The organism is Pseudoalteromonas sp. A25, assembly GCF_009176705.1.
Lineage (GTDB): Bacteria > Pseudomonadota > Gammaproteobacteria > Enterobacterales > Alteromonadaceae > Pseudoalteromonas.
In genome coordinates this window covers 1,753,936-1,774,582 of record NZ_AP021846.1, presented here as the reverse complement: position 1 = coordinate 1,774,582, position 20,647 = coordinate 1,753,936, and the positions used below count along the sequence as shown (strand labels likewise).

Here is a 20,647-nt window from a genome sequence, read left to right as displayed (position 1 = left end):
CATAAAAATACCCAGCATCAGCTGGGTATTTTACTCAATTTGTAGTGACTACAGACTTAGCTAAAAACGGCCTGTCCACTCTAATGAGAACGTACGCCCCATGACAGCGGTTGTGACTGGGTACCTATAGCGGTTAAACCAAGGTCTCCCGCCAATGTAACTTTCATCATTTCGCGCTTTCGAGTCACGCAAGTTGTTAACACCAAGTTTAACAAAATGGTTATCATTAATTGAATATGTAACACCCAAGTTATAGATTAACCACGGCTTCATACGCTTAGCAAATGCTCGGCGCTCATCAGATGGGTTACGTGTTGCATCAGGGTCTTCATCGTTCCAGCTAGAACCATAACGCGTTTGCTGAAGTTGTACACTCCAGTCGTCGTTGTTCCAACCAAAGCGGTTATCCCAACGAGAGCGGAAGTCATTGTTCAACCAGCTGTCGCGGTACTCTTTGTCGACTTTGTCGCCAGGGAACTTCTGATCAACCACCTCTAGTACATGGGTATACTTAAGGTCTAGATTAAATTCACCATAGGCACCAAGGTCAAAGGCCGCTTTATAATTAACATCAACACCTGTCTGCTCATTTAACGACTGGTTGATATATGTTGAACGAGCCGTATCCACTGTCAACGCAACATCTGGTGTACCCACTGCAAAGCGGTCGATACGACTGAGTACATCATCACATAGCGCTTGGTTTTGCTCTTGACCGTTGCGGCATTTTGCTTCAGTGGTGAAAAAGTGATCGGTATCCCAACTTTCCACCTGATCTTCAATACGAATACGGTATAAGTCTGTGGTCAGATCCATTGTGTCTGTAATGCTCCACACAAAACCAATAGTCGCCGAGTAGCCTGTTTCCTCTTTGAGGTTTTTATTCCCCGTTCTTTCTCCGCGGTAACTTTGCGATTCACGCAGCTTACCCGCACTACTCATATCACACTGATAAGCGACAGCTTCTTGCTCTGCTGCAGATAAGCCAGTAGGTTGTTGGCCAACAATTTGCGCACACTTACTTTCTAACCAGTAATCGGTAATAGAGCTGTAAAAACCAGATGGTCCAGCAAACACTTGGTGAATATCTGGCGCCCTAAACGTTGTACCATAATTAGCTCGAACAAGTAACGCTTCAAGCGGACGGTATTCTAGACCTAACTGATACGTGAACGCGCCATCTACCGCTGTTTCGTCGTCGTAGTAATCATAACGACCTGCGATGCTCGCTTGTAATTGCTCGCTTACAGGTACTCTGAATTCAACCGCCATACCATAGCGATCGCGGTCGCCTTTACCCTCTGTACCGGTTAAACCGTTTCCCCAACCTTTGGTTCTGTCCAAGGTTCTTGGGTCTACGTTTATTTCATAGTCTTCTGTTGACCACTCCACTGCCATAGCAAACGCAATGGGGCCTGCATCAAGTTCAAATAGGTCACCTGTTAATGAGGCATTTACTGTAGTAACAGAAGCATCAGCGCTTGAGTCGTTCACTTCAATAATTGCGTCACGACCCGCTTTATCTAACGGCTTCCAGAAACGGTCATAGTTAGGGTTAAACTCGCTGGTTGTCCCCTCTAACGGGCTGCCTAAAAAGTAAGCCATTGCCTTATCAGACGCGACCAAGTTTTCATACTCAAAGCTGTCAGATGCGCTATGTGCAATCGACACTTCATAACCCCAATCACTAAATACCGTACCTCTAAAGCCTGCTGCGGTATACAGCATCTCATCTTCAAAGTGAGACTTTACATCGCCAACCTCTTGCTCTGTAAAGGTACGGCCTAAATATAGGTAACGTTTGTTTGTTGCATCCCACACCCATTGTCCACCTAATGCAACACCATCTGGTAATGCATTTGTACCCCAGTTGACACCAAAGCCACCACGGTTGGCCGCTTCACTATCCCAGTAGAGCGCTTCAGCAAAAATTTCATGCTCATTGTTAATCTGATAAGTCAGGTTGGTATATAGAGATAACTGCTCTCTATCATTGATATAAGATCTATCACCTGTGGTGTCTCTACCACAATAAAAACCACGCGATGGACGTTCTGAAAAGTCATATTCATCCCATTGATCACAAACGTTATTACCAAACTCTTGTGGATGGATATATTTAAAGCCGCCATCAATCGTACCAGCCATGATGCTGCGCGAGTTTACTGTTTGATACTCTGGCTCTTCGCTGGTAGCAGGACCATCATTAAAATCATTAAGCCAATCACGCTCACTGCCTAACAACATATCTTGCTTTGAGTACTCAACCGCATAACTTACATTTAAGCCGCCTTTACCAAAACCACCAGCGATTGAGAACTTATTGCTATCCCCGCCGCCTTGATCGGTTGTCGCGTGACGAAGACGTACAGTAATGTCATCCACATCTGTTTTAGTAATAATATTGATAACCCCAGCAATCGCGTCTGAACCGTATACCGCTGAACTACCACCAGTTAGCACTTCGATGCGAGAAATTGCTGCAGCACTAATTGTTGACAAGTTAAATACGTTGTTTTGACCGTTAAATGCACGCGGGTAGTTTGCTACACGACGACCATTTAGTAGTACTAGCGTACGATTTGCACCCATACCACGTAGGTTTACCGTTTCAGCGTTCGGCGTAAAACTGTTTGTTATACCCTGTCCTTGAGTAGAACCCGTTGCTGATGATAGTGACTGAAGTGCTTCATATACATTGCTGAAACCTTTAGCATCAATGTCTTGTGCGCTAAGCACAACAATTGGCGAAGGACCTTCCACATCAGCACGACTAATACGAGAACCTGTCGTTACAATGCGCTCTATTTGTTTATCTGCTGCTTGCTCACTGGTGTTTGCCACAGCGTGGTGACCAGAAAATGCAATTCCCCCAATTAGGACAGCCTTAATAGAACGGCTGAGTTTAGACCTAGTCATTATTTTCTCCCTTGCCTAATATATTTCTATAGCTTTAATTTATAAATATTTTTATATTTTTTAGGGCCACATGAAAGCATAACGTTTAAAATTTGTAAACAAAAAACACACATAGGTAACTTGCATGTAAAAATACTATTACTTGGGAATATCCAAAATTAAAAAGTTCATTTTCGAGAAAGTCGACACAACTCTCTGGGGCACAATTTCCAAAGCGTGTCGAAACTTGTTAGATGATTAATGCGCAGACATGTTTTTCAACTAGTCAGAAATTTGATGCGTATAGTACTTATCAGGTTAATCAGCAGCGTAAATATCAAAGCCGACTGCTGATATTAGCTACTGCAATTTTTAACGGTATAATGCTTTAACTTACAACTAGGAACTACCCCAATATGGCGCAAACACATATACCTAATCTTTGTCATATACCGACACGTAAGATAGAAAATGTTGCACTAAACTTGGTGCATCTTGTGGGTGTTTAAAGCGTCCTATTAGCTGTCCTTTGGGGTCAACAATTGAAATGAAAGGCGTATGTGATACTGAGTAGCGTGTTCCATCAGAGACAATTTTATATCTACTTCCTAAACTCTTAGCAAGCGTATTTAGTTGTGACTGCTTGCCAACAACACCTATCAATGATGAGCTAAAATACTGGGTAAATTTATCGACCTCTGTCGCTTGCTGTTCGTTAAGGTCAACAGCTACAAACACAAATTGAACGTTGTTGCCAAAAGCCGTATCAGACAGCTGAGTTTCAACTTCTGAGAGTAACGTCAACCCCAGCGGACAAATATCGGGGCATTCAATATATCCAAACAAAATAAAAGTCCAGCCCCCTTGTACAGACTGGTTATTGAAAAGGCCATCAACGGTAGTAAGATTAAAGTTTGCTAACTCCTTACTCATACGCAACCACTCGATTGGCTTCGCTTGCGTTGCTGGGTATGGCACTATGCAACTCATTATCACACCCAGACTAACCCCCAAACAGAATAAAAGTTGGATAAACCGCTTATAAGTCATTTTCTGCACGGCTATAACTTCTATAAACAAGCCCAACACTCACTAATGCAGGCAAAGTAACACCACCAAAATCAATCAAAAAGAATTCTGGCCCACATATTCCAACCCAGATCTCCCAAATATGGAATATGGCGTGACATACCAACCAGGCAGATGATAGGCACCAAAGCGCAACACGCTGGCTGATATATAATAAACCGCATAGATACGAGCTACCGATTAACCCATAAATAAAACCCAAATCGCGAATAAAGTGCTGATTAAAAGGCCCCCTTTCTGCCACCCCGGGTACCGCCCAGTACCAAGGTTCGGGAGATATCACCATGAAAATACCATTCGCCAACGAAAGTACCCCCATGATGGCAGCCGTTATCGCAACAACGCTTCTAATCATTATGCGCCCCATCGATCAGCTTGAGTTTTCTGCTTGGTACTAACTGTGCCCCTTTAACATTCACCCGCGTACACGCTGTACCAAACCCTAATGCATACTTTAGTGTTGGGTAGACACGCATAGAACTGATTGCAAGCACAATACTTACAAGGCCTTTCTCTCCCCATTTTTGTCTAATGGTTTTTCTGAGTTCATCGGCTTTTGGATTATGTGTAAGCACTAAATCAGAAAATTCCATTACTAAAATGACGTTATTTGGCAACAAACTTACATCCCAATTGATGATCCCTTCCACGGTCTTTGAGTTTACGCTTTCCTCCAGCGCCATGTTTGTGACCAGTTGAGTGCATGGTCCACAGTCTTCCCAAATGATCGCACGTAGCCGCGCAGCATAAATGACATCGATTGGCACGTTTTTGCAATGCGACGACATGGATTGAAACCCCATAAATTTAATAAATGCGATAAGATCTGTATTTAGTATTTGTTGCATGTACCGAATATCGTAATCGTATTTATTTTTTGTAGACAAGAGGGTTTTGTTTAACAGATACCTAAACATATTCTTTCCTTTAATAAGTGTGGATTTTAGATTGGTTGTTTATACCTGTAGGTTACTCACAGCGCTTCAATGGCTTAATTGATGCGATTAAGCTCAAGAAGAAAGTTGCCGCACAGGCATACAGCATCGTGCTAAAGCTCCCTTGCTCCAATAAACTTGCACCAAACATGGGCCCTGACGCTAAGCCTAAATATGAAATAACCGCTGATATCGCACTTAGTTTACCGCTGCTATCTAACTGAGCACTTGCAGCTAATAAATATGAATGCACGGCAGGCCATGCAAAAAATAAAAGGGCCATTGCACCAATAAACATGAGCGGTATGTTTGAAAAGCTAAGCATAACTGCAGAGATAACCGACATGCCCACCGCTGTGACAACCCAGTTTAAACGTCCATATCGATTGGAGTTTATGACAGGCCACAGCGCCCCTAATAAACCGAGTAGCCCTGTGCACGCAATATAGGTATTTATTCGCTCAGATTCGAGAAGGGTTTGCTTGCCGATGAGCCCAACATACGCCCAGATTGCGTTTGCAGCAGCTAAATACAAGACAATAGCCAATAACAATAAACATGAAGCGGCTTTTTTACCTGTTGTTCGTTGTCTTGTTAAAAACTGGTTGTTTCTCAATACTAAAGCTGGGAGTAAACAAACAAGTAGCAAAGCCAATAAAGCGCAACCCCCCATCACGGCGAATACAACTTGATGAGCAGATCCCGTCTCATCATTTGGTAATAAATATATAACCATAGAGCCACATGCAAACTGTAAAAAAATCAGTAATGCGAAGCCGCGATCAGGGTCTTTTAGCCTAGCGATGACTGAAAAAGCAATACCAACTATTACACCACCAACAATGCCGGAGCCAAAACGCCACGCTAGCATGGTGCTATAGCTGTCTATCCAAATAGTGCTCAAATCTATCGCTGCCATTATCAACAATGAAAGCGAAATAACGGACCGCCACGCAACTACTCTCACCATAAATACAGCCACAGTACTGCCAATTAGGCTGCCGTAGCCGTTAAAAGCAACAATTTGCCCAGCCTGAACCTCATTAAAACTTCCTGAGTGTACTAACGTACTTACCACACTAGGTAGAAAGTTGACATAAAACACCCCTGACATAGCAATAAACGCCAAACAAAAGTACGTCCATATTCTTGTACTTTCCTGCCTATTCAATCTCTCATGCGTAACAATATGCTGCAAAGCGACCTCCTAAATCTAACCCACTCGATACGATGAGCTAAATTCTAAGGACATGAAAAATTTAAAAAATAGTCGCTTTCACCTTTTTGTAGTGAATACTATTCATGAATCTTTTTGATATAGTTGAGCGCTCGGTGCAAATAGGAAAGTTACTATGGACAAATTACGTTCTTTAGAATTGTTTATTGCTACATGTGATGAGGGCAGCTTTGCTGGTGCCGCTAGAATATGTAATACAGATCCATCTACCGTTAGCAAAGCAATTAGTCGCTTAGAAACTCAGTTAGGATTAACGCTCTTTCAGCGCTCAACACGACAGCTAAATATCACTCAAGCTGGAAGCCAATACGCTGATACGGTCAAAGAAATGTTAACCCGCCTAAATCATTGTGAAAGCGCATTAAAGCACTTGAATGACTCACCCAGTGGTGAACTTCGGATCAGCGCTGCAGTGTGCTACGGCCATTTGTATATCCGCCCCTTGCTGCACGCATTTTGCAAAAAGTACCCAAGTATTTCTCTCGATTTAGAAGTCACCGATTATCACGTTGATATAATTGAGCAAGGTATTGATATAGCAATACGCACCGGGCATGTTAAAGACAGCCGATTAGTTGCCAGACGACTCAGTCCTATGGACTTTCTTACCTGTGCGTCGCCCGAGTATTTAGCCGCACACGGTACTCCCACTAACCGCGAAGAGTTTATAAACCATCAGTGGATTGGTTTTCGCATAAAACAAACGAACACACTACAACCGGTATATTTACCCGATAACTTGGGTAACTATGCCCTATTTGATTTAAAGCGCAGTCACATAACAGATGATGGTGAAACGATGGCTTACATGTGTGCTGACGGACTAGGGATTGCCCAACTTCCTCATTTTCTCGCTAAAAACGGCTTAGAAACTGGGGAGTTAGTCTCTATTTTCCCACATTTTAGGCCTCCTCAATATGAGAATGGTGTATTTGCTATCTACCCAAAGCGTGATTACTTACCAGCCAAAGTTAGAGTGTTTCTTGATTTTATCACGCAAGCATTAAATGAAATTAACGAAAGTAGCAATCAAACATGGGCTGAACATATCACGCCTCTAGTAGCAATTCCTCGCCACTTAGAGATTGAATAACTCGTCATAACGGCGCTCATTAACGCTTTCATAATACAAAACGATTCGTTTAAGTTGAAGAAACTCTAAGAAACAGAGCGCAATTACCATAGTACTTAAGCTGTTAAATAGGCCTGTGCGGCAAAAGATACATAGATCCGTCTTGCTAACATAAGTCAGGATCTGTATCGGCAATTAAATTGTTGATACTCACTATTTAACCTCGGTTGTGGATAAGAGTTTTAATAGTTCAGCATAGAGGCGTTGTAACCCCTCAACATCCAATGATGATACTTTGCTCAATATAAAGGCATTTTCGCGAAGTAATCGCGCGCTATTCAAGTAAGCATAACGCAGAGAATGAGCGAAATAGCTTTATTGGGCAAAGTCATTTATGTGCAGCTGAGGTTATTTACTCAACGTTGTTCACCCACTGTTGCTTTGCTATCAACATGGCTTTGCCAATCAATACAATCGTGATTGCACCGATTAGTACAGGAGTAAACAAAAACGCCCAGCCTTGCCCCGAAAGCATGATGAGCAAAGGGTTTGCCCCTGCAGGCGGATGCGTTGTTTTAGTGATGAGCATGGCACTGACCCCTAAACCTGTGGCTAGCGCCAATGTTAGCGGCGTTACTCCAAAGTATTGAGTGAAAAAAACACCAATAAAAGCAGTAATTAGATGACCTATAATGACATTTTTTGGTTGTGCAAGTGGGCTATCTGGCACACCAAAAACTAATACCGCCGTTGCACCAAAAGGTGCCATAAGCAACGCTAGGTGGCTATAAGTACTATCAAAAAAAGATAGTATACCTATCGCTAAGCTTGCCCCTACCCCCGCAAAAATTGCTAAAAACAAATTACGCATATACCTTCCCAAAATAGTAGACCGAACTGTCTACCTGCAAATGTAGACAATTTGGTCTACTTTTGTCAAGATGTATTTGAGGAGAAATTACATGAGCAAAAAACGTCAATTACTAATCGATACCGCATTATCGCTATTTTACAAACAGGGTATTCATGCCGTTGGCATCAATGAAATACTATTGGTGTCGGGAGTAGCAAAACGAACGCTCTACAGCCACTTTTCTAGTAAAGAAGAATTGCTAATAGCAGCATTAGAGACGCGTCATTGTGTGTTTATCCAATGGTTAGAAAACAAATTATCTAATGCTAAAAATGACCTTGAAGTCGTATCTCTACTCTTTCAATCATTAGAAAGTTGGTTTGACGACAATGAGCCGTTACTAGGAGAGTTTAGAGGCTGCTTTTTTATTAACACTTGCGCAGAATATAATGATGTAACTTGCGAGATCCGTAAATCATGTGAGCAACACAAACTGCGGGTTAGGCAAGTTGTTGCTAGTAAAATCAGCAATGAAAATCAAGATAGCGTAACCATAATCTGTACTTTGATGGAAGGTGCCATTGTAACTGCGCAAGTATCTGGTTATACACAACCCCTCATAGAACAATGCATAAAAACATCTCAAATTATGCTACATGACTAATTTTTACGTTTTAATCACTATACGAGGCTAATATCTTTTTTATGAATGGCCATTTTTTCTGTGTGTATGCTTCACGGTCGTGGCCATAGTTATCGGCAAGTTGCTGTTTAAGAGTTGCATACTCTAAAGCTAAGTGAGCATTTTCTCGCAGCGTGTTTCTAAAAATAATTCGTTCTTGCCACAAAGGGCTCATAAAGGGCACCAAGTGAACATGGTGACTGCGCACTTGGGGAGAAGGCTTACAAAACCAATGCATTACCTGCGCTTTATAGGGGTAATAACAATAAGAACAATTTATTAGTGATGGAATTGCCGCTGCACTGTGTTGTAGTGACTTTACACCAACCATAATATCGATGATGGGTTTCGCAGGCATGCCTAAAATAGATGTACTACCAATATGTTCAATTGAGCCGACAACATAATCACCAATGGCAGATTTCAACAATGCTTGCTCTTTTTCAAACATACTAGGCCAAGCAACATTATAGTCAGCCAGCTCTATTGGCGCGTCACTCATGCGAATGTTTCCTTTTTGTTTCAACTTGAATTAGCCTAAATAACCCCAGCGTCATACAAATTGCGAAAAAGTCGATTAAGTAGCCCTGTCCCTGTGAAAAGTCTCCAAACGCAAAGGAGAGCGAAATGGGCGAAATTGCAAAATAAACGTGCTCAGAACCGCCACTTTTAAGTATGCGAAACAAAAAATAACAACATGCTACAGCCAAAGCCCAACGCTTTTTGTAATAACTGCCATAAACGCCAAGCGCAGGGATAATAAAAAACATTAATAGACTGATAAGCTGCTCAAAAATAGTGTCAAAATTAAGTTGTATGGTGATCACTAAACCGATCAGCGCATAAATACTCAAAACAATTGAGGCAATAAAATACATTTCTACCTGCTAGGAGTGTTTAAATAAGTTAAATTTTACTTATAAGGATGCGGTGGTGTACTGCTGGCGCGAGCAATTTAGTGATAAAAACCCTGCGCCATTTTCAATCATGTCGGCTACTCACTTTTGCCAGCATGCATCCACTCAAGTGCTTTGGCTTCATACTCTTTTATAAAACTATCTTTATGAGCACAATAAATATCAATATTATTTGCACATATATTCGCACCTTGAAGTTTAAGCGCTGCGTACTCTTTGGCAACAGCAGGAAACGCGATAAGATAATCTCTAAAAGCTAAGTGCCTTAGAGCATTTTCAGAGCCCGTCAAAAATGCATGAGCTTGATGTGTTCTGTGTTCGCCACCTTTTTGAAAATAACGTCGCCCAGCTATCCCATACTCCCCTTTTGCTACGTAACCAATAGACGCCATATTGCTGTTTTCACCATCAAGCATGTCTAAACTATTGACTTCAATTAAAATATCTATGACTGGCTTTGCATGCAGCCCAACAACAGAGGTACTGCCAATATGGTGAATTGCCGCGACGTTTTGTGGGCTTAATACCGAGTTGAGCAACTCATGCTCAAAAGTAAACATATCAGGCCAACGTTCATTGTATTTAACTACCTCAACTGCTTTTAAGGTCATCTTGCTTCCTTTATTTTTCATCCCGATTTTAAATAGTACAGTACAAATTACAATTAAATTTTAAGAGGAGCGACGCAAATAAATATTAACTTAATTGCGTCTTTTATTCAGCGCTTCACTAGCGTAAAAACATTATTTTTTTGAAAGCCAATGCATTGTATTTATTAAGAATTGTTCATTTTGCTCTGCGCCTTTCGTTGCTAGTCCCATTTTCCACTCACCATCGTCATCAATGTCAATTTGCGCCGTAAACATACCGGCTTCGCCAAATACAGCTACTCGACCTTTGTGAAATTTTAGCGTTGCACCTTGATACCAACCCGTCGCTGAGATAACAGGAGTTTCATCACTAATTTGCCATGCTTTTGATGGCATATACGCGATAGCCTCTTTAGAAAAAACGAGTAGAGGCTTCGCACTTGGCGGAATAAGAAACGCTTGTCCCATAAAGCCTCTCACTTTGCTAATTGATTGAGTTTCACTAAAACCTTTCGAAATTTCATGTTGAGCCAAACTACCATCTGAAAGTTCAAAGTACTGTGCTGTATTGCCGAGTACCTCCACATAGCTATTATTAAACTGAAAGCCAAAAATAGACGCTAATTCATCTGATGCTTTAGGCCAAGGGAGATGATCTGCGATCAACATTAATGATCCCCCTTTTTTAACCCAGTTGTACACAGCCTCAACTTCATCTCGTGTGAAAGCTGAGAAGTTGGGTAAGTCCTGATTATGAACGTTTTTATCACTTAAAGCATTTGCAATGACTAAAACATCGGCATTATTCAATGACTCTAATGTAAACTTTTGTGTATTCTTTTTTACTATATAACCGTCACTTCTTAAAACTTTAGCAAATGGTTGATACCGTCCGTCAAGAGTATGAAAGTTGTTGTGAGCCTCATCAATTAGCACTACATTATTATCAAAAATTGTTTTCGATTTATTCTTGGGAGTAAAATTTGTATCAACTATTTGAGCGGCATGCCCAGTTATGCAAAAAATTACAGCAATAAAAGATATTATTTTTTCCATTTTAATTCCAAATGTAGATTAAGTAATTGCTGTACAAAAAAACATGACAGCTTAACAAAGATTAAACACTAGCCCGCCGTACTGAATCTATATTTAATTATATTTATATTGCACCCGCAAAGCCTAGGGCACCAATTAGTAATAGCAATATCCACTGTGGTAATTTTGAAAAAGTTTGCAATTTAAAAAAGCACCCACCAACAACAATAAAAACCAAAGAAAAAACAATAAAACTAACTGATATCCCAATGACTAAATTTTTATATAAAGTTAAGTCAAACCAACCAATATAAGTCAATACTGCGCCAGCAAGGACTAAAATACTAGAAACCATATGCCAGCACCCTAAAAGCGTTATTTTAGGTACATCGGGCAGTTCTGATTTGAGAAACGGCCTAACAGTGTCAACTTGACCAGCAAAAATGTGCACCAAAGCAGTAAATAGACAGACAATCCCTGCAGTAAATATCCAAACGTTCACCTTGTTCTCCTTATAAACCTAACATCGCTTTACTCAAACTCGAGCACGAAGCCAGCTGAAATTTTACTGAGCCTAAATGCATTTTTTACGTATACAACGCACCTATAAAGTGACCATAATAAACATTATCGCCCACGAGTGACTGAAACTCTTTTGTACTTGGAAAGGATGGCCACTTCGCTGTTGTTTCTTTTGCTGCTTTTTCACTGACCCATGTTAAATGCCAGCACAACTCATTTTCATCATCTGTTTTTTGTAGTATTTCATGGGCAATTATAACGGCACCATTTGAATTCATTTCCTTAAATATTGATAAGCTCAACTCAATGACTCTAGCCTTATTCTTTTTTGGCACTTTAAATACTGCAAACTCTGAACACTTACTCATTTCTTACCCCGATACACAGTTGTTGATTGACATTGAAGAGGTTTTTCCCGTCGGTACGTAATAGAAAATATTACGGTTTAAAATGACTTGCTTTGTTATAACCATGTATCACGTCAACTACCGAATCTAAAATAGTCTGGTTTAAAAATAATTTGTGATCACCTTCTATAACATGCAAAGCAACGTTTTTATTGGCTTGTTTTAGTGCGTCAAAATACTCTTTACTTAGATATGGCTTTGTGACCTTATCATGTTTGCCAACGAATAATGTTATATCAACTTCGTTAGTGACGTTCTCAACCAACTCAATCGGCGAAATAGTATCTAGACTGTTTTTAAAGCCATCATACTGAGAGCTTTTGTACATATCAGCTCTCCACTTAGATATATTACATGGGCAGGACACAATAAAGGCATGGTTAATAAGTTTAGGGTATAGAGCTATCAACTTTGCAGTTATCGCAGAACCTCCTGAGTGCCCAGCAAGGATAACTTTATCTGAATTATGGTATAACTTTAGTTTTTGAATAGCTTTTGCTATTTGATGGATTCTTGATTCGTCATAATTATCACCTACGGTTTCTCCCCTAATGCCGTCAGACGTTCTTTTTAAATGATCAGTATAACCAGGACGAAGCATACCAACGCTGACAGTATTTATAGAACGCAGAGCTACTTGATTTGCAAATTCATATTGATAAGACGGGTTATTAAAAGGTGAATCGCCATGCAACGCGACTACAAGTACTGGCGTTTTTGCAATTTTGTCGCTTTTGTAAGTTCTTATTTTTGTGCAGACATTTTGAACGCTTATTTCATCCGAGCTATTATCACATTGAGCCTTAATTGCTTTGGCAAAAAAGAGGCAAATAAATAAAAATAAAAACAGTAAAAATTTCACGATACTTCCTTGTAAAAATATATAAAGTACACCTTAACTGCGTGCGGCTTTTTTGCCGGACTCGTCGTCATCCCAAATTTGAAAGAAATTGGAATGGCTGTCCACAAAGGCCTTCTCTGTAATGGCTTGTTATATTTTGTCAGCTCTAAATTTATAGTACGCTTCTAAGGCCAAGGGTACTGAAATAAATGGATTATCGACATGACCGGCACCTTCACTATAACTATGTACTGAGTGGAAATTTTTTGGCGCGTTAGAATCTATTGCAGATAATAAGCCTTTAAAAGAGCCTGTAATGATTTCATTTTCAGCGCCTCCTAAACTCAAATATAAAAATAATGGCTTACCTGCAACCTTATTCAATCCGTTCTTAAACTCACTGACAACGACAGATTTGTCGTACCAAGCAGCAGGACTAAATGCAAAATAACCAGTAAATAGCTCCGGTTTAGTAACTATCGTATAAAGTACAAAGCTTCCACCGGCCGAGAAGCCGCTAAGTACTCGGTTATCATTAATTGAGTACTCATTTTCTATAAAAGGGATTAATTCCTTTTCGATAAAAGATAAAAATAAATCAGCTTTACCAAAGATTTCTGGGGAGTTTTCCGTGCTAGGCCTAGCTTCTATTTGAACATCTTTTCTCGCATATGGTGGCACCAAATCTCTATTTCTTGTATCTACCCAAAATAAATTAGGGATTGCGACAATAATAGAATCTTCAATTAACTTTTTTTCAGACTGCGTTGCAACGGTTTCGTGCCAACGACTTAAGTTAAAATTACCATCTGATTTTATGATCAACGGATAACTCTTTTGACTATCGTATCCCTTTGGTAAACGAACAAACACCCTTCTTTCTTCTGAAAGATATTCTGAATAAATATCATGATCGATGAACTCAGAAGTGTATTGCTCAAAATATCTCGATAAAAGAACCGACGCTCCAACTAAAAACAATATCGCAAGTAATAAAGTAAATATTAGCTTAAGTGATATTTTCACCAAATCGTCCTTTTAAAATATAACGCCTGCCTGTATGAGCGGTAAGTAACACTTAGCTAAAATTAGCGAGGAGCGAACGCGAGCCAAGTGTTACACGTCCGCCTGAAATGCCCTTACTATATGCACTTTGAGCAATTGGTACCTATCAGGAAAGAAGAAGGAAAGAAATGACAGTCATTATAAAAAATAGGACTGTCCACAAAGATCTTTGCGCTTCTAACTTAACCGGAGAAGATTCATATGTAGGTGTTTAAATCATCTTCTGCCAAAACAAAGCTTTACCCATTTCAGGGTTGAGTTCATAACCATCGAAGCCGAATTTCATATAAGAATTCCTAGCGACCTCGTTACCCTCTAAAACTTCTAATGTGATTTTACAACAGCCTTTTTCTTTAGCTCGCTCTTCAACTTTAGCTAACATAGATTGACTAATACCAAGACCCCTATATTCTTTTACTACTACAATATCGTGTATATTTATAAGAGGTTTACATTTAAACGTTGAGAACGCTTCAAAACAATTAATTAATCCAGCAGGTTTACCATCCACATAGCAAATAACGCTAAATGCATGTGGAATTTTAGATAATTCCACCGCAAGATTTTGCTTTATGAAATCTGATAAAGGTGCACCACCCCCCATAGGATCTTCAGCGTAATTATTCAATAGAAAACCAACATCATCAGCATGTTGGTTATTCAAATAATCTGCAATCATTACTTCTATGTTCATTTTATCTCCATACTACGATACACAACTGAAAAGAAAGAAAAAAGAAAGGACAGTCATTTCAAAATAGTATTTTAAAAATAATAAAGTAAACAGCTAGACGAGCTTTTACTAAGCCCCACAACTTATTTTCAGCCCTACATTAGCAAAATGTACCTATAATTGACTAGTTATTATTTCAACTCCAATAATTTTGAGTCTGTCTCCACACTTTAAGCACAACGCCCCCTACTCGTTTGCAAGCATTGTTATTGGCAGTAATTAGTTGGTAAGGTTTTATGCAAATAGCGCTTCACTACTTTTAATACTTCGTCGCCGTTTATGTTGCTGTCGCGCGCAGTACGCATCAAGATTGTGCGCTTTACCCACTGCGCCATGAAATACATTCTCAAATTGCGTTGTCAGCTTTATCCAGTTTTTGGCCTGTATGTTTAACCGCTGTAGAATGGGGGCTTCATTTTGCTCTATGTAGCCACGCTTGTCTGTACGAATGCATTTGCCTGTGAGTTCAACAAGTTCTAAGTACGATTTAAGCTCAAATGGTAGGCCTTTTGGCATGTGTTTTCTGGGGCTGCCTGCAAAGCGTGCCAGTTGTTTGGGTTGTTTGCCTGCTTTAGCATGCTCACAGCGCTGTTTTATACTCGTATGAGCTGACTCTTCCAGGCTTTTTGACATCTTGGCTCTAATGGGGTTTAAATCAACATAGGCCATACAGGCCATCAGTGCTGCGTCATCTAGCAAAGCTTGGCTTTTAAATCGTCCTTCCCAGAAGTGGCCTGTGCATTTATCTTCTTTATTGGCTCTACGCGCTATGTTTTCATTCAGCACACGCATAAACCAACTAATGCTTGATAGCCTAATTCGGTACTCTTTTATCTCTTTGTTTAAAAAGAAGCGTTGGCCTTCGTCTAAGTGCTCGCCTTTTAAGTACATAAGGGCAAGTTTTGAGCCTTTAAACAACTTATGCCAACGAAGTAGTATTGCTTTATCACTCAGTCTTTGGGCTTTTTTATCATCTACATAAAGCACCACATGGGTGTGATTACTCATCACCGCAAAAGCACATACATCAATACAAAATACCTGTGCTAAAAATAGTAACCTGTCTTCTACCCAGCCTCGGCGATGCTCATACGATTTACCCGTAAGCTTATCTTTACCACACAAAAATGCCCTACGCACGCAACGTGAAACGCAATGATAATAAGGGATATCTGACAAACTGATTTGTCGCTTCCTTGCTAATCCCATCGTTCACTCCTTGAACTTAGAATTTGAAATGATTTTGAAGAACTAAAAGCTTAGACAAGACAGCTCAACATGCAAATTAGAGTGACTGTCCCAAGTTGTTTTTTGCAAATTAGAGTGACTGTCCCAAGTTGTTTTTGTTTTGTGTGTTTGTGTTTTTGTGTTTTCGTGCCGTCACAACAAACTTGCCAGCTTAAACCAAAACGCTTTTTTAAAATCGTTCGCAAATTACAAATAAATGACCTTAAAAAGCAGAGGCTCAGGTCAAATCAATATAAATCAGAGAGTTAAATTTGGCACACACAGTGCAAACAACATTTATGAAGCTAATAAACCTAAGAGGCATTCACTATGTATACACAAAACATCTATGCAAACCTAAAAGCGCTGTATCCAGAGCTAAACGCTCAGTTATTCAACAGCTCTCATGATTATCGCAAGCAAGTACTCAGTATAGTATCAGCTCAAGAAACTATGTTACACAGCTTGAATCAGCAGTTTATGGGAGAGACTACCGAGGCGAATAGGGATGAAGCCTGCGTACTTGGTTATAATTGATGGGCCACTTCAGCAGCATTAGATTTACGCACTTTATCCTAAATCTAATGCTGTTCACTTTCCCTATTGTGTTAGTTATCTCTATAACCCAGCCATTTGCTCAGTGACCATGATGCCCACTTTTGCAAGTCTGTCCTTGCGCCAGTCTAGCCACCACTCAGTGGCATGATTAACGATAAACTCCCTGTATTGTGCCTGACTTTGACTGATTCTCTCATCACGCTGTAACTCAAGTAGCATCAATGCGCTATTGAGGCCAATCCAAACAACATGTTGCCCTCGGCCAAGATTGAAGGCTGTTTTGGCATGCTCAATTGCTTTGTCGGTGTCTGCAAGCTCTCTATAGTATTTGGCTTGTAACCATGCTAAGCGCGCGGGTTCAGTTATTTTTTGTATTACCGCAAGTGCCTTTTCTGACTGCCCTTCTTTTAAATAGATTTGCGAAAGCGCATCTGCGGATGAGAAAAATACCCAATAATTATCAGGCGTGACTGGGGCATCTAGCACAAGCTGATAAAACTTAATTCGCTCACTGAGCGTGTCAGCAAATAATGCAAAATGATACATCGGCAGCATGTAGTGAGAGTCGTCTAGGTGGTACTCCGCCAACAAGGTTTTTGCTTGTATCAAGTAATCCATACGCTCTTTTTTAAGGCCAAACTTACTTGCCTTAATAGAGAGCAAAGTATATGCACGGATCTCTGCAACAGGCTTTTTACCTAGCCGAGCTAAACTCGCCGCTTTGTATAAATGATGGCGAATAAATTCATAGTCCTCTTTGGTGTGCGCCACCGTGTGTGCAAGCTCTGCAATAGATTTATTCACTTCAGCTTGCAAGTCATAAATATTGGCATCCAAAAACAATAAATCAGCCTGTTCAAAATAAGTTTGCGCATTAACCGAGTCGCGTTTGGCTTGTAATAAACGCCCCTTTAACCATTTCCCATAGCCATAATAAAGCGGATGCGTGAGTTCGCTTTGCGATAAAAGTAAGTCAATGTTACCGCTTGCAGCGTCAAAGCGTTTTTCGTCGATAAGGTGCTCAATTAATATGGGTAAGGCATGCAAAGAACCATTTAAGCTCTCATTAATTAAGGTTAATTCAGACGACAGCAGAGAGTCTCTTTTTTGATTAAAATAATTGCTATGCGACAGTGTTGTTATAAGCGCCTTGCTTTGCCTCACCAGATCAGACATAGACGCGCCGTAGAGATAACTTGTCCAGCTTCTATGTGGACCTTGTATTACTAGCTCCAGTAAATACGGTCGCTGTTTGGCTGTCGCGCCATCACCATTGCTTTTCAAAACGCCCGTAAAGGCTAATCCTTTTGTTAGCCCAAAGTGCTGATATTGCATAAACGGCGAGTTTATAAACTCACGAGTGTCAGCATTTAAACTAGCATCAACAAAATCAAACTGAGCGTTTAGTTGCTCAAGTTCTTTGGCAAAATGGCGTGGGCTGTCAGCAGTAAAAGGGATATAAGCAAGGGTAATATTGGTGTCTGATAGAGGCTGTGGCGTAATTGCGTGATTGCTCGGCTTATGACCTTGAGCCCAATATAAGCTAAATACAACGCCTATAAGCAAAAAACTACAAACTATAGCCAGAACATAGCTTGTCTTTTTCGGACGCACCGCTTTAGCTGCTTGAGGCATTTGTATAGACTCTGAAGGCGATGGCGGCGGCGTTTTACAAGCGTCCATAAGGTTGGTTGCGGTGCTTTCTTTTGGCTTGGTGTTATTGTGCGCACTGGTGTTTTCGCAATAAGTTAATGTTAGCTGCCATTGGTAACCTTTTTTAGGAAAAGTTTTGATTGATGCCTCTCCTAAAATCGCCCGTAATTGGCTGATATTTTGAAAAACAACCTGCTCCGACACCACTTTTCCCTGCCATACCTGCTCCAAAATATCATCTTTACTGAGCACTTTATTTGGTTGAGCAATGAATAATGCAAGCAGTTTGGTTTGGGTACTGTTGAGCGGTACTATTTCCCCAGCCTTAAACAAGATAGTTTGTAATTCATCAAACTCATACTCTAAAAACTGGATCATGTTATAGAAAACCTTTGTGCATAATTGTAATTAACATGGCAGTAATACTCGCAAACAGCCCAAAACCACCTAAGACTACAGTAATCAGGGCTGAATTCAATCATGAGTTTGACTAACGTGGTATTAGTCGCCAGTGCTATAGCTTTTTCAAATCAATCCAATTTAGCGACAGCTGCGTTCTTTCACCCAATGGCTGCACAGAAAGCGTATGCTGACCTTTTGGTAAAGTTACGAGTACTTTATTAGGGGTTTGCCAACCACTTTCGCCACTTGTTGAGATCTCTTTGAGTAATTGATCATTCAAGTACAAACGAAAGGAGAGCGCGCTACCATCGTGAAAAACCCTTGGTTGCAAGGTATATTTACCTGCTTTACTCACCGAAATACGATAATCGGCTCGGGTATTGCGCACGTTAACATAAATAGAGTCTTGTTTGGGCTCAAAAATAGAATTGTGGACAGTCACTTTTTCACCCTGACTGAATGCCTCGCCCTGAATACGAGCGGGTAAAACGTGAACATGTTGCACATTAGAATCAACGGTGTTTGAAACTAAGCCTTCACGCTCTCCAAACTGAGCAAAAACTTTATACCTCGCTTTGTTTTTAACTGGCTCTTGGTCAATATATTGATTTGAGCTGATCCCATGAGCTATGACTTGCTCACTATTGGTTAAAAGATCTTGGCGAAGCACTTTGTACGTTACCCCCAAATTAGCGGTACTTTCTTGCCAATTTAAAACAACTTCCGTGCCTTTATCTTTAATAGTGAGCGCCTTCACTTGGTGTGGATAATCGGCTATTTGCGCATGGACTATTTTTACTTGTTGCTGGGCTTTGCTCAGCCCTGTAACAAACTCTACACTGCCTGATTGTGCAGGTTGTTCTTTCCCTTGAGTATCTATCACTAAGCGAAAGCCTTCTATTGCGGCAAGGAAGTCCTCCGGCATTTCGACACGCTTATCAAGATCTGGTACTTCCCAATGCCAGCTGCTGCCCTTTGCTATGCGAGATGTGCAGTTTTGTGCGCTTACAGCCGCTCCACCTTGCACAAATCTTTGCTTGCCATCAGCGTAACAATCAGCCACTACTTCTTGAATATTGCCAAGCAAATCATGCACGCCATATTTGTCGGCTTTATACAAACCAACCGTGGCTGACAAAATTTCTCTATCAGTACAGTCTTCAATCTTGTAAATCGGCGTATAAGGAGCCTGATAGATTTTTTGCGTCATTGCCTTTGCATGCCTGTCCGCTAAATTTGCTATTTCACATACCTGATGGCGCTTTTTGCCCTGCTCTGACACGTATTCTTCATATCCACCGGTGCGCATCACATAAAGCCACTGCGCCTCCGACATTAACTGGTATCGCTTACCGGTTTTTTTAGATAACCAAGCAGCGTAATCCTCAGCGCCTTTTACACCAATGCATACAACAGGATGATATTCTGAAAGGTTAAAAAAGTTATTGTTCCAAGTACCATCTTTTTCGCCGGTACCAAACCAACGAGGCCCTATTTTATGATTACACGTAGTTGGCACCTGATAGCCAGTATCTTCTACAAATTTGCGAAACTCAGCCACTGTTAGCTCATATTTAGCCATTTGAAACGGCACCATATTCACCTTGTAGCGTTCGTTATTTGTATGGTCCTTTGCCATAAAACTCCCTGCGGGAATGTTCGCTGTAGGAGGCTCGAAGAACGCGGCTTTGCCACCGGCGAGAGCTTGGCCGCACCATATGCCCATGATTATTGGAAGAGTTTTATTATTCATTCTGTGCTCCATAACACTATTTTGTTGTTGGATACACAGTAGTTAACGCACCTTTTTGAATCTTATTAATTTTCTAAAAAATTTATTTTAGTTAATTTAAGCAATAAAATCAGTAACTTTAGAATTTTTAGCGTATAACTTTATATTAAATATAATCAGTTTAAAAATACTGAGAGTG

The 20,647-nt window shown here is 40.4% G+C and carries 21 protein-coding genes; 3 read left to right on the top strand and 18 right to left on the bottom strand.

Annotated elements, in window-relative coordinates:
* Window positions 1-60: 60 nt before the first annotated feature.
* The 5 genes from GDK41_RS07620 to GDK41_RS07600 form a co-directional block, all read right to left on the bottom strand.
* On the bottom strand, window positions 61-2,919 hold the full coding sequence (locus GDK41_RS07620) for a TonB-dependent receptor plug domain-containing protein (RefSeq protein WP_152085843.1): 2,859 nt from the start codon (window positions 2,917-2,919) through the stop codon (window positions 61-63).
* Window positions 2,920-3,333: 414 nt separating this feature from the next.
* The gene (locus GDK41_RS07615; protein ID WP_172971572.1) at window positions 3,334-3,888 is read right to left on the bottom strand and encodes an SCO family protein; all 555 of its coding nucleotides are present in this window, start codon (window positions 3,886-3,888) and stop codon (window positions 3,334-3,336) included.
* Between the two features lie 49 nt (window positions 3,889-3,937).
* Window positions 3,938-4,342, bottom strand: a complete 405-nt coding sequence (locus tag GDK41_RS07610; protein WP_152085841.1) for a hypothetical protein — start codon at window positions 4,340-4,342, stop codon at window positions 3,938-3,940.
* On the bottom strand, window positions 4,335-4,904 hold the full coding sequence (locus GDK41_RS07605; protein WP_197739494.1) for a hypothetical protein: 570 nt from the start codon (window positions 4,902-4,904) through the stop codon (window positions 4,335-4,337). The genes GDK41_RS07610 and GDK41_RS07605 overlap by 8 nt, the downstream gene beginning before the upstream one ends.
* A 52-nt stretch (window positions 4,905-4,956) precedes the next feature.
* Window positions 4,957-6,120, bottom strand: coding sequence for a hypothetical protein (locus GDK41_RS07600; RefSeq protein WP_152085840.1), 1,164 nt, complete (start codon window positions 6,118-6,120; stop codon window positions 4,957-4,959).
* 154 nt (window positions 6,121-6,274) lie between these two features.
* Here GDK41_RS07600 and GDK41_RS07595 point away from each other — a divergent pair, with 154 nt between their 5' ends.
* Window positions 6,275-7,252, top strand: coding sequence for a LysR family transcriptional regulator (locus GDK41_RS07595; RefSeq protein ID WP_152085839.1), 978 nt, complete (start codon window positions 6,275-6,277; stop codon window positions 7,250-7,252).
* A 391-nt stretch (window positions 7,253-7,643) separates the two neighbouring features.
* On the opposite strand, the gene GDK41_RS07590 is transcribed toward GDK41_RS07595, so the two are convergent.
* On the bottom strand, window positions 7,644-8,102 hold the full coding sequence (locus GDK41_RS07590; RefSeq protein ID WP_152085838.1) for an HPP family protein: 459 nt from the start codon (window positions 8,100-8,102) through the stop codon (window positions 7,644-7,646).
* A gap of 91 nt (window positions 8,103-8,193) precedes the next feature.
* Between GDK41_RS07590 and GDK41_RS07585 the strand changes: the two genes are divergently transcribed.
* The gene (locus GDK41_RS07585) at window positions 8,194-8,748 is read left to right on the top strand and encodes a TetR/AcrR family transcriptional regulator (RefSeq protein ID WP_152085837.1); all 555 of its coding nucleotides are present in this window, start codon (window positions 8,194-8,196) and stop codon (window positions 8,746-8,748) included.
* 10 nt (window positions 8,749-8,758) lie between these two features.
* Here the strand turns inward: GDK41_RS07585 and GDK41_RS07580 are convergent, their stop codons facing one another.
* From GDK41_RS07580 to GDK41_RS07535, 10 genes are all read right to left on the bottom strand, one after another.
* The gene (locus tag GDK41_RS07580; protein ID WP_152085836.1) at window positions 8,759-9,268 is read right to left on the bottom strand and encodes a GrpB family protein; all 510 of its coding nucleotides are present in this window, start codon (window positions 9,266-9,268) and stop codon (window positions 8,759-8,761) included.
* Window positions 9,261-9,644, bottom strand: coding sequence for a hypothetical protein (locus GDK41_RS07575; protein ID WP_152085835.1), 384 nt, complete (start codon window positions 9,642-9,644; stop codon window positions 9,261-9,263). The genes GDK41_RS07580 and GDK41_RS07575 overlap by 8 nt, the downstream gene beginning before the upstream one ends.
* 116 nt (window positions 9,645-9,760) lie before the next feature.
* Complete coding sequence (locus GDK41_RS07570) at window positions 9,761-10,294, bottom strand: GrpB family protein (RefSeq protein ID WP_152085834.1); 534 nt, start codon at window positions 10,292-10,294, stop codon at window positions 9,761-9,763.
* 132 nt (window positions 10,295-10,426) lie between these two features.
* Window positions 10,427-11,329, bottom strand: coding sequence for a DUF4350 domain-containing protein (locus tag GDK41_RS07565; RefSeq protein ID WP_152085833.1), 903 nt, complete (start codon window positions 11,327-11,329; stop codon window positions 10,427-10,429).
* Between the two features lie 103 nt (window positions 11,330-11,432).
* Complete coding sequence (locus tag GDK41_RS07560; RefSeq protein WP_152085832.1) at window positions 11,433-11,810, bottom strand: hypothetical protein; 378 nt, start codon at window positions 11,808-11,810, stop codon at window positions 11,433-11,435.
* Window positions 11,811-11,895: 85 nt separating this feature from the next.
* Window positions 11,896-12,198, bottom strand: a complete 303-nt coding sequence (locus tag GDK41_RS07555; protein ID WP_152085831.1) for a hypothetical protein — start codon at window positions 12,196-12,198, stop codon at window positions 11,896-11,898.
* A gap of 70 nt (window positions 12,199-12,268) precedes the next feature.
* On the bottom strand, window positions 12,269-13,099 hold the full coding sequence (locus GDK41_RS07550) for an alpha/beta hydrolase family protein (RefSeq protein ID WP_152085830.1): 831 nt from the start codon (window positions 13,097-13,099) through the stop codon (window positions 12,269-12,271).
* Window positions 13,100-13,228: 129 nt separating this feature from the next.
* Complete coding sequence (locus GDK41_RS07545; protein WP_232056544.1) at window positions 13,229-14,104, bottom strand: alpha/beta hydrolase; 876 nt, start codon at window positions 14,102-14,104, stop codon at window positions 13,229-13,231.
* 250 nt (window positions 14,105-14,354) lie between these two features.
* A complete protein-coding gene (locus tag GDK41_RS07540; protein ID WP_152085829.1) occupies window positions 14,355-14,837 on the bottom strand; it encodes a GNAT family N-acetyltransferase in 483 nt (160 codons plus the stop codon).
* Window positions 14,838-15,110: 273 nt separating this feature from the next.
* Complete coding sequence (locus GDK41_RS07535; RefSeq protein WP_152085828.1) at window positions 15,111-16,085, bottom strand: transposase; 975 nt, start codon at window positions 16,083-16,085, stop codon at window positions 15,111-15,113.
* 348 nt (window positions 16,086-16,433) lie between these two features.
* Here GDK41_RS07535 and GDK41_RS07530 point away from each other — a divergent pair, with 348 nt between their 5' ends.
* Window positions 16,434-16,640 carry a hypothetical protein gene (locus GDK41_RS07530; protein WP_152085827.1) on the top strand — a complete coding sequence of 69 codons (207 nt, stop codon included), beginning with the start codon at window positions 16,434-16,436 and terminating at the stop codon, window positions 16,638-16,640.
* Window positions 16,641-16,721: 81 nt separating this feature from the next.
* Here the strand turns inward: GDK41_RS07530 and GDK41_RS07525 are convergent, their stop codons facing one another.
* Both GDK41_RS07525 and GDK41_RS07520 read right to left on the bottom strand, forming a co-directional pair.
* The gene (locus GDK41_RS07525; protein ID WP_152085826.1) at window positions 16,722-18,692 is read right to left on the bottom strand and encodes a winged helix-turn-helix domain-containing protein; all 1,971 of its coding nucleotides are present in this window, start codon (window positions 18,690-18,692) and stop codon (window positions 16,722-16,724) included.
* Window positions 18,693-18,828: 136 nt separating this feature from the next.
* Window positions 18,829-20,469 carry an SUMF1/EgtB/PvdO family nonheme iron enzyme gene (locus GDK41_RS07520; RefSeq protein ID WP_172971571.1) on the bottom strand — a complete coding sequence of 547 codons (1,641 nt, stop codon included), beginning with the start codon at window positions 20,467-20,469 and terminating at the stop codon, window positions 18,829-18,831.
* Window positions 20,470-20,647: the final 178 nt, after the last annotated feature.

Bases quoted from the DNA above. Each gene is read 5' to 3' on its own strand.
- GDK41_RS07605 (WP_197739494.1), bottom strand. From the start codon at position 4,904: ATGTTTAGGTATCTGTTAAACAAAACCCTCTTGTCTACAAAAAATAAA.
- GDK41_RS07595 (WP_152085839.1), top strand. From the start codon at position 6,275: ATGGACAAATTACGTTCTTTAGAATTGTTTATTGCTACATGTGATGAG.
- GDK41_RS07530 (WP_152085827.1), top strand. From the start codon at position 16,434: ATGTATACACAAAACATCTATGCAAACCTAAAAGCGCTGTATCCAGAG.
- GDK41_RS07575 (WP_152085835.1), bottom strand. From the start codon at position 9,644: ATGTATTTTATTGCCTCAATTGTTTTGAGTATTTATGCGCTGATCGGT.
- GDK41_RS07520 (WP_172971571.1), bottom strand. From the start codon at position 20,469: ATGAATAATAAAACTCTTCCAATAATCATGGGCATATGGTGCGGCCAA.
- GDK41_RS07615 (WP_172971572.1), bottom strand. From the start codon at position 3,888: ATGAGTTGCATAGTGCCATACCCAGCAACGCAAGCGAAGCCAATCGAG.
- GDK41_RS07535 (WP_152085828.1), bottom strand. From the start codon at position 16,085: ATGGGATTAGCAAGGAAGCGACAAATCAGTTTGTCAGATATCCCTTAT.
- GDK41_RS07620 (WP_152085843.1), bottom strand. From the start codon at position 2,919: ATGACTAGGTCTAAACTCAGCCGTTCTATTAAGGCTGTCCTAATTGGG.
- GDK41_RS07580 (WP_152085836.1), bottom strand. From the start codon at position 9,268: ATGAGTGACGCGCCAATAGAGCTGGCTGACTATAATGTTGCTTGGCCT.
- GDK41_RS07590 (WP_152085838.1), bottom strand. From the start codon at position 8,102: ATGCGTAATTTGTTTTTAGCAATTTTTGCGGGGGTAGGGGCAAGCTTA.
- GDK41_RS07610 (WP_152085841.1), bottom strand. From the start codon at position 4,342: ATGATTAGAAGCGTTGTTGCGATAACGGCTGCCATCATGGGGGTACTT.
- GDK41_RS07565 (WP_152085833.1), bottom strand. From the start codon at position 11,329: ATGGAAAAAATAATATCTTTTATTGCTGTAATTTTTTGCATAACTGGG.
- GDK41_RS07555 (WP_152085831.1), bottom strand. From the start codon at position 12,198: ATGAGTAAGTGTTCAGAGTTTGCAGTATTTAAAGTGCCAAAAAAGAAT.
- GDK41_RS07540 (WP_152085829.1), bottom strand. From the start codon at position 14,837: ATGAACATAGAAGTAATGATTGCAGATTATTTGAATAACCAACATGCT.
- GDK41_RS07570 (WP_152085834.1), bottom strand. From the start codon at position 10,294: ATGACCTTAAAAGCAGTTGAGGTAGTTAAATACAATGAACGTTGGCCT.
- GDK41_RS07525 (WP_152085826.1), bottom strand. From the start codon at position 18,692: ATGATCCAGTTTTTAGAGTATGAGTTTGATGAATTACAAACTATCTTG.
- GDK41_RS07585 (WP_152085837.1), top strand. From the start codon at position 8,194: ATGAGCAAAAAACGTCAATTACTAATCGATACCGCATTATCGCTATTT.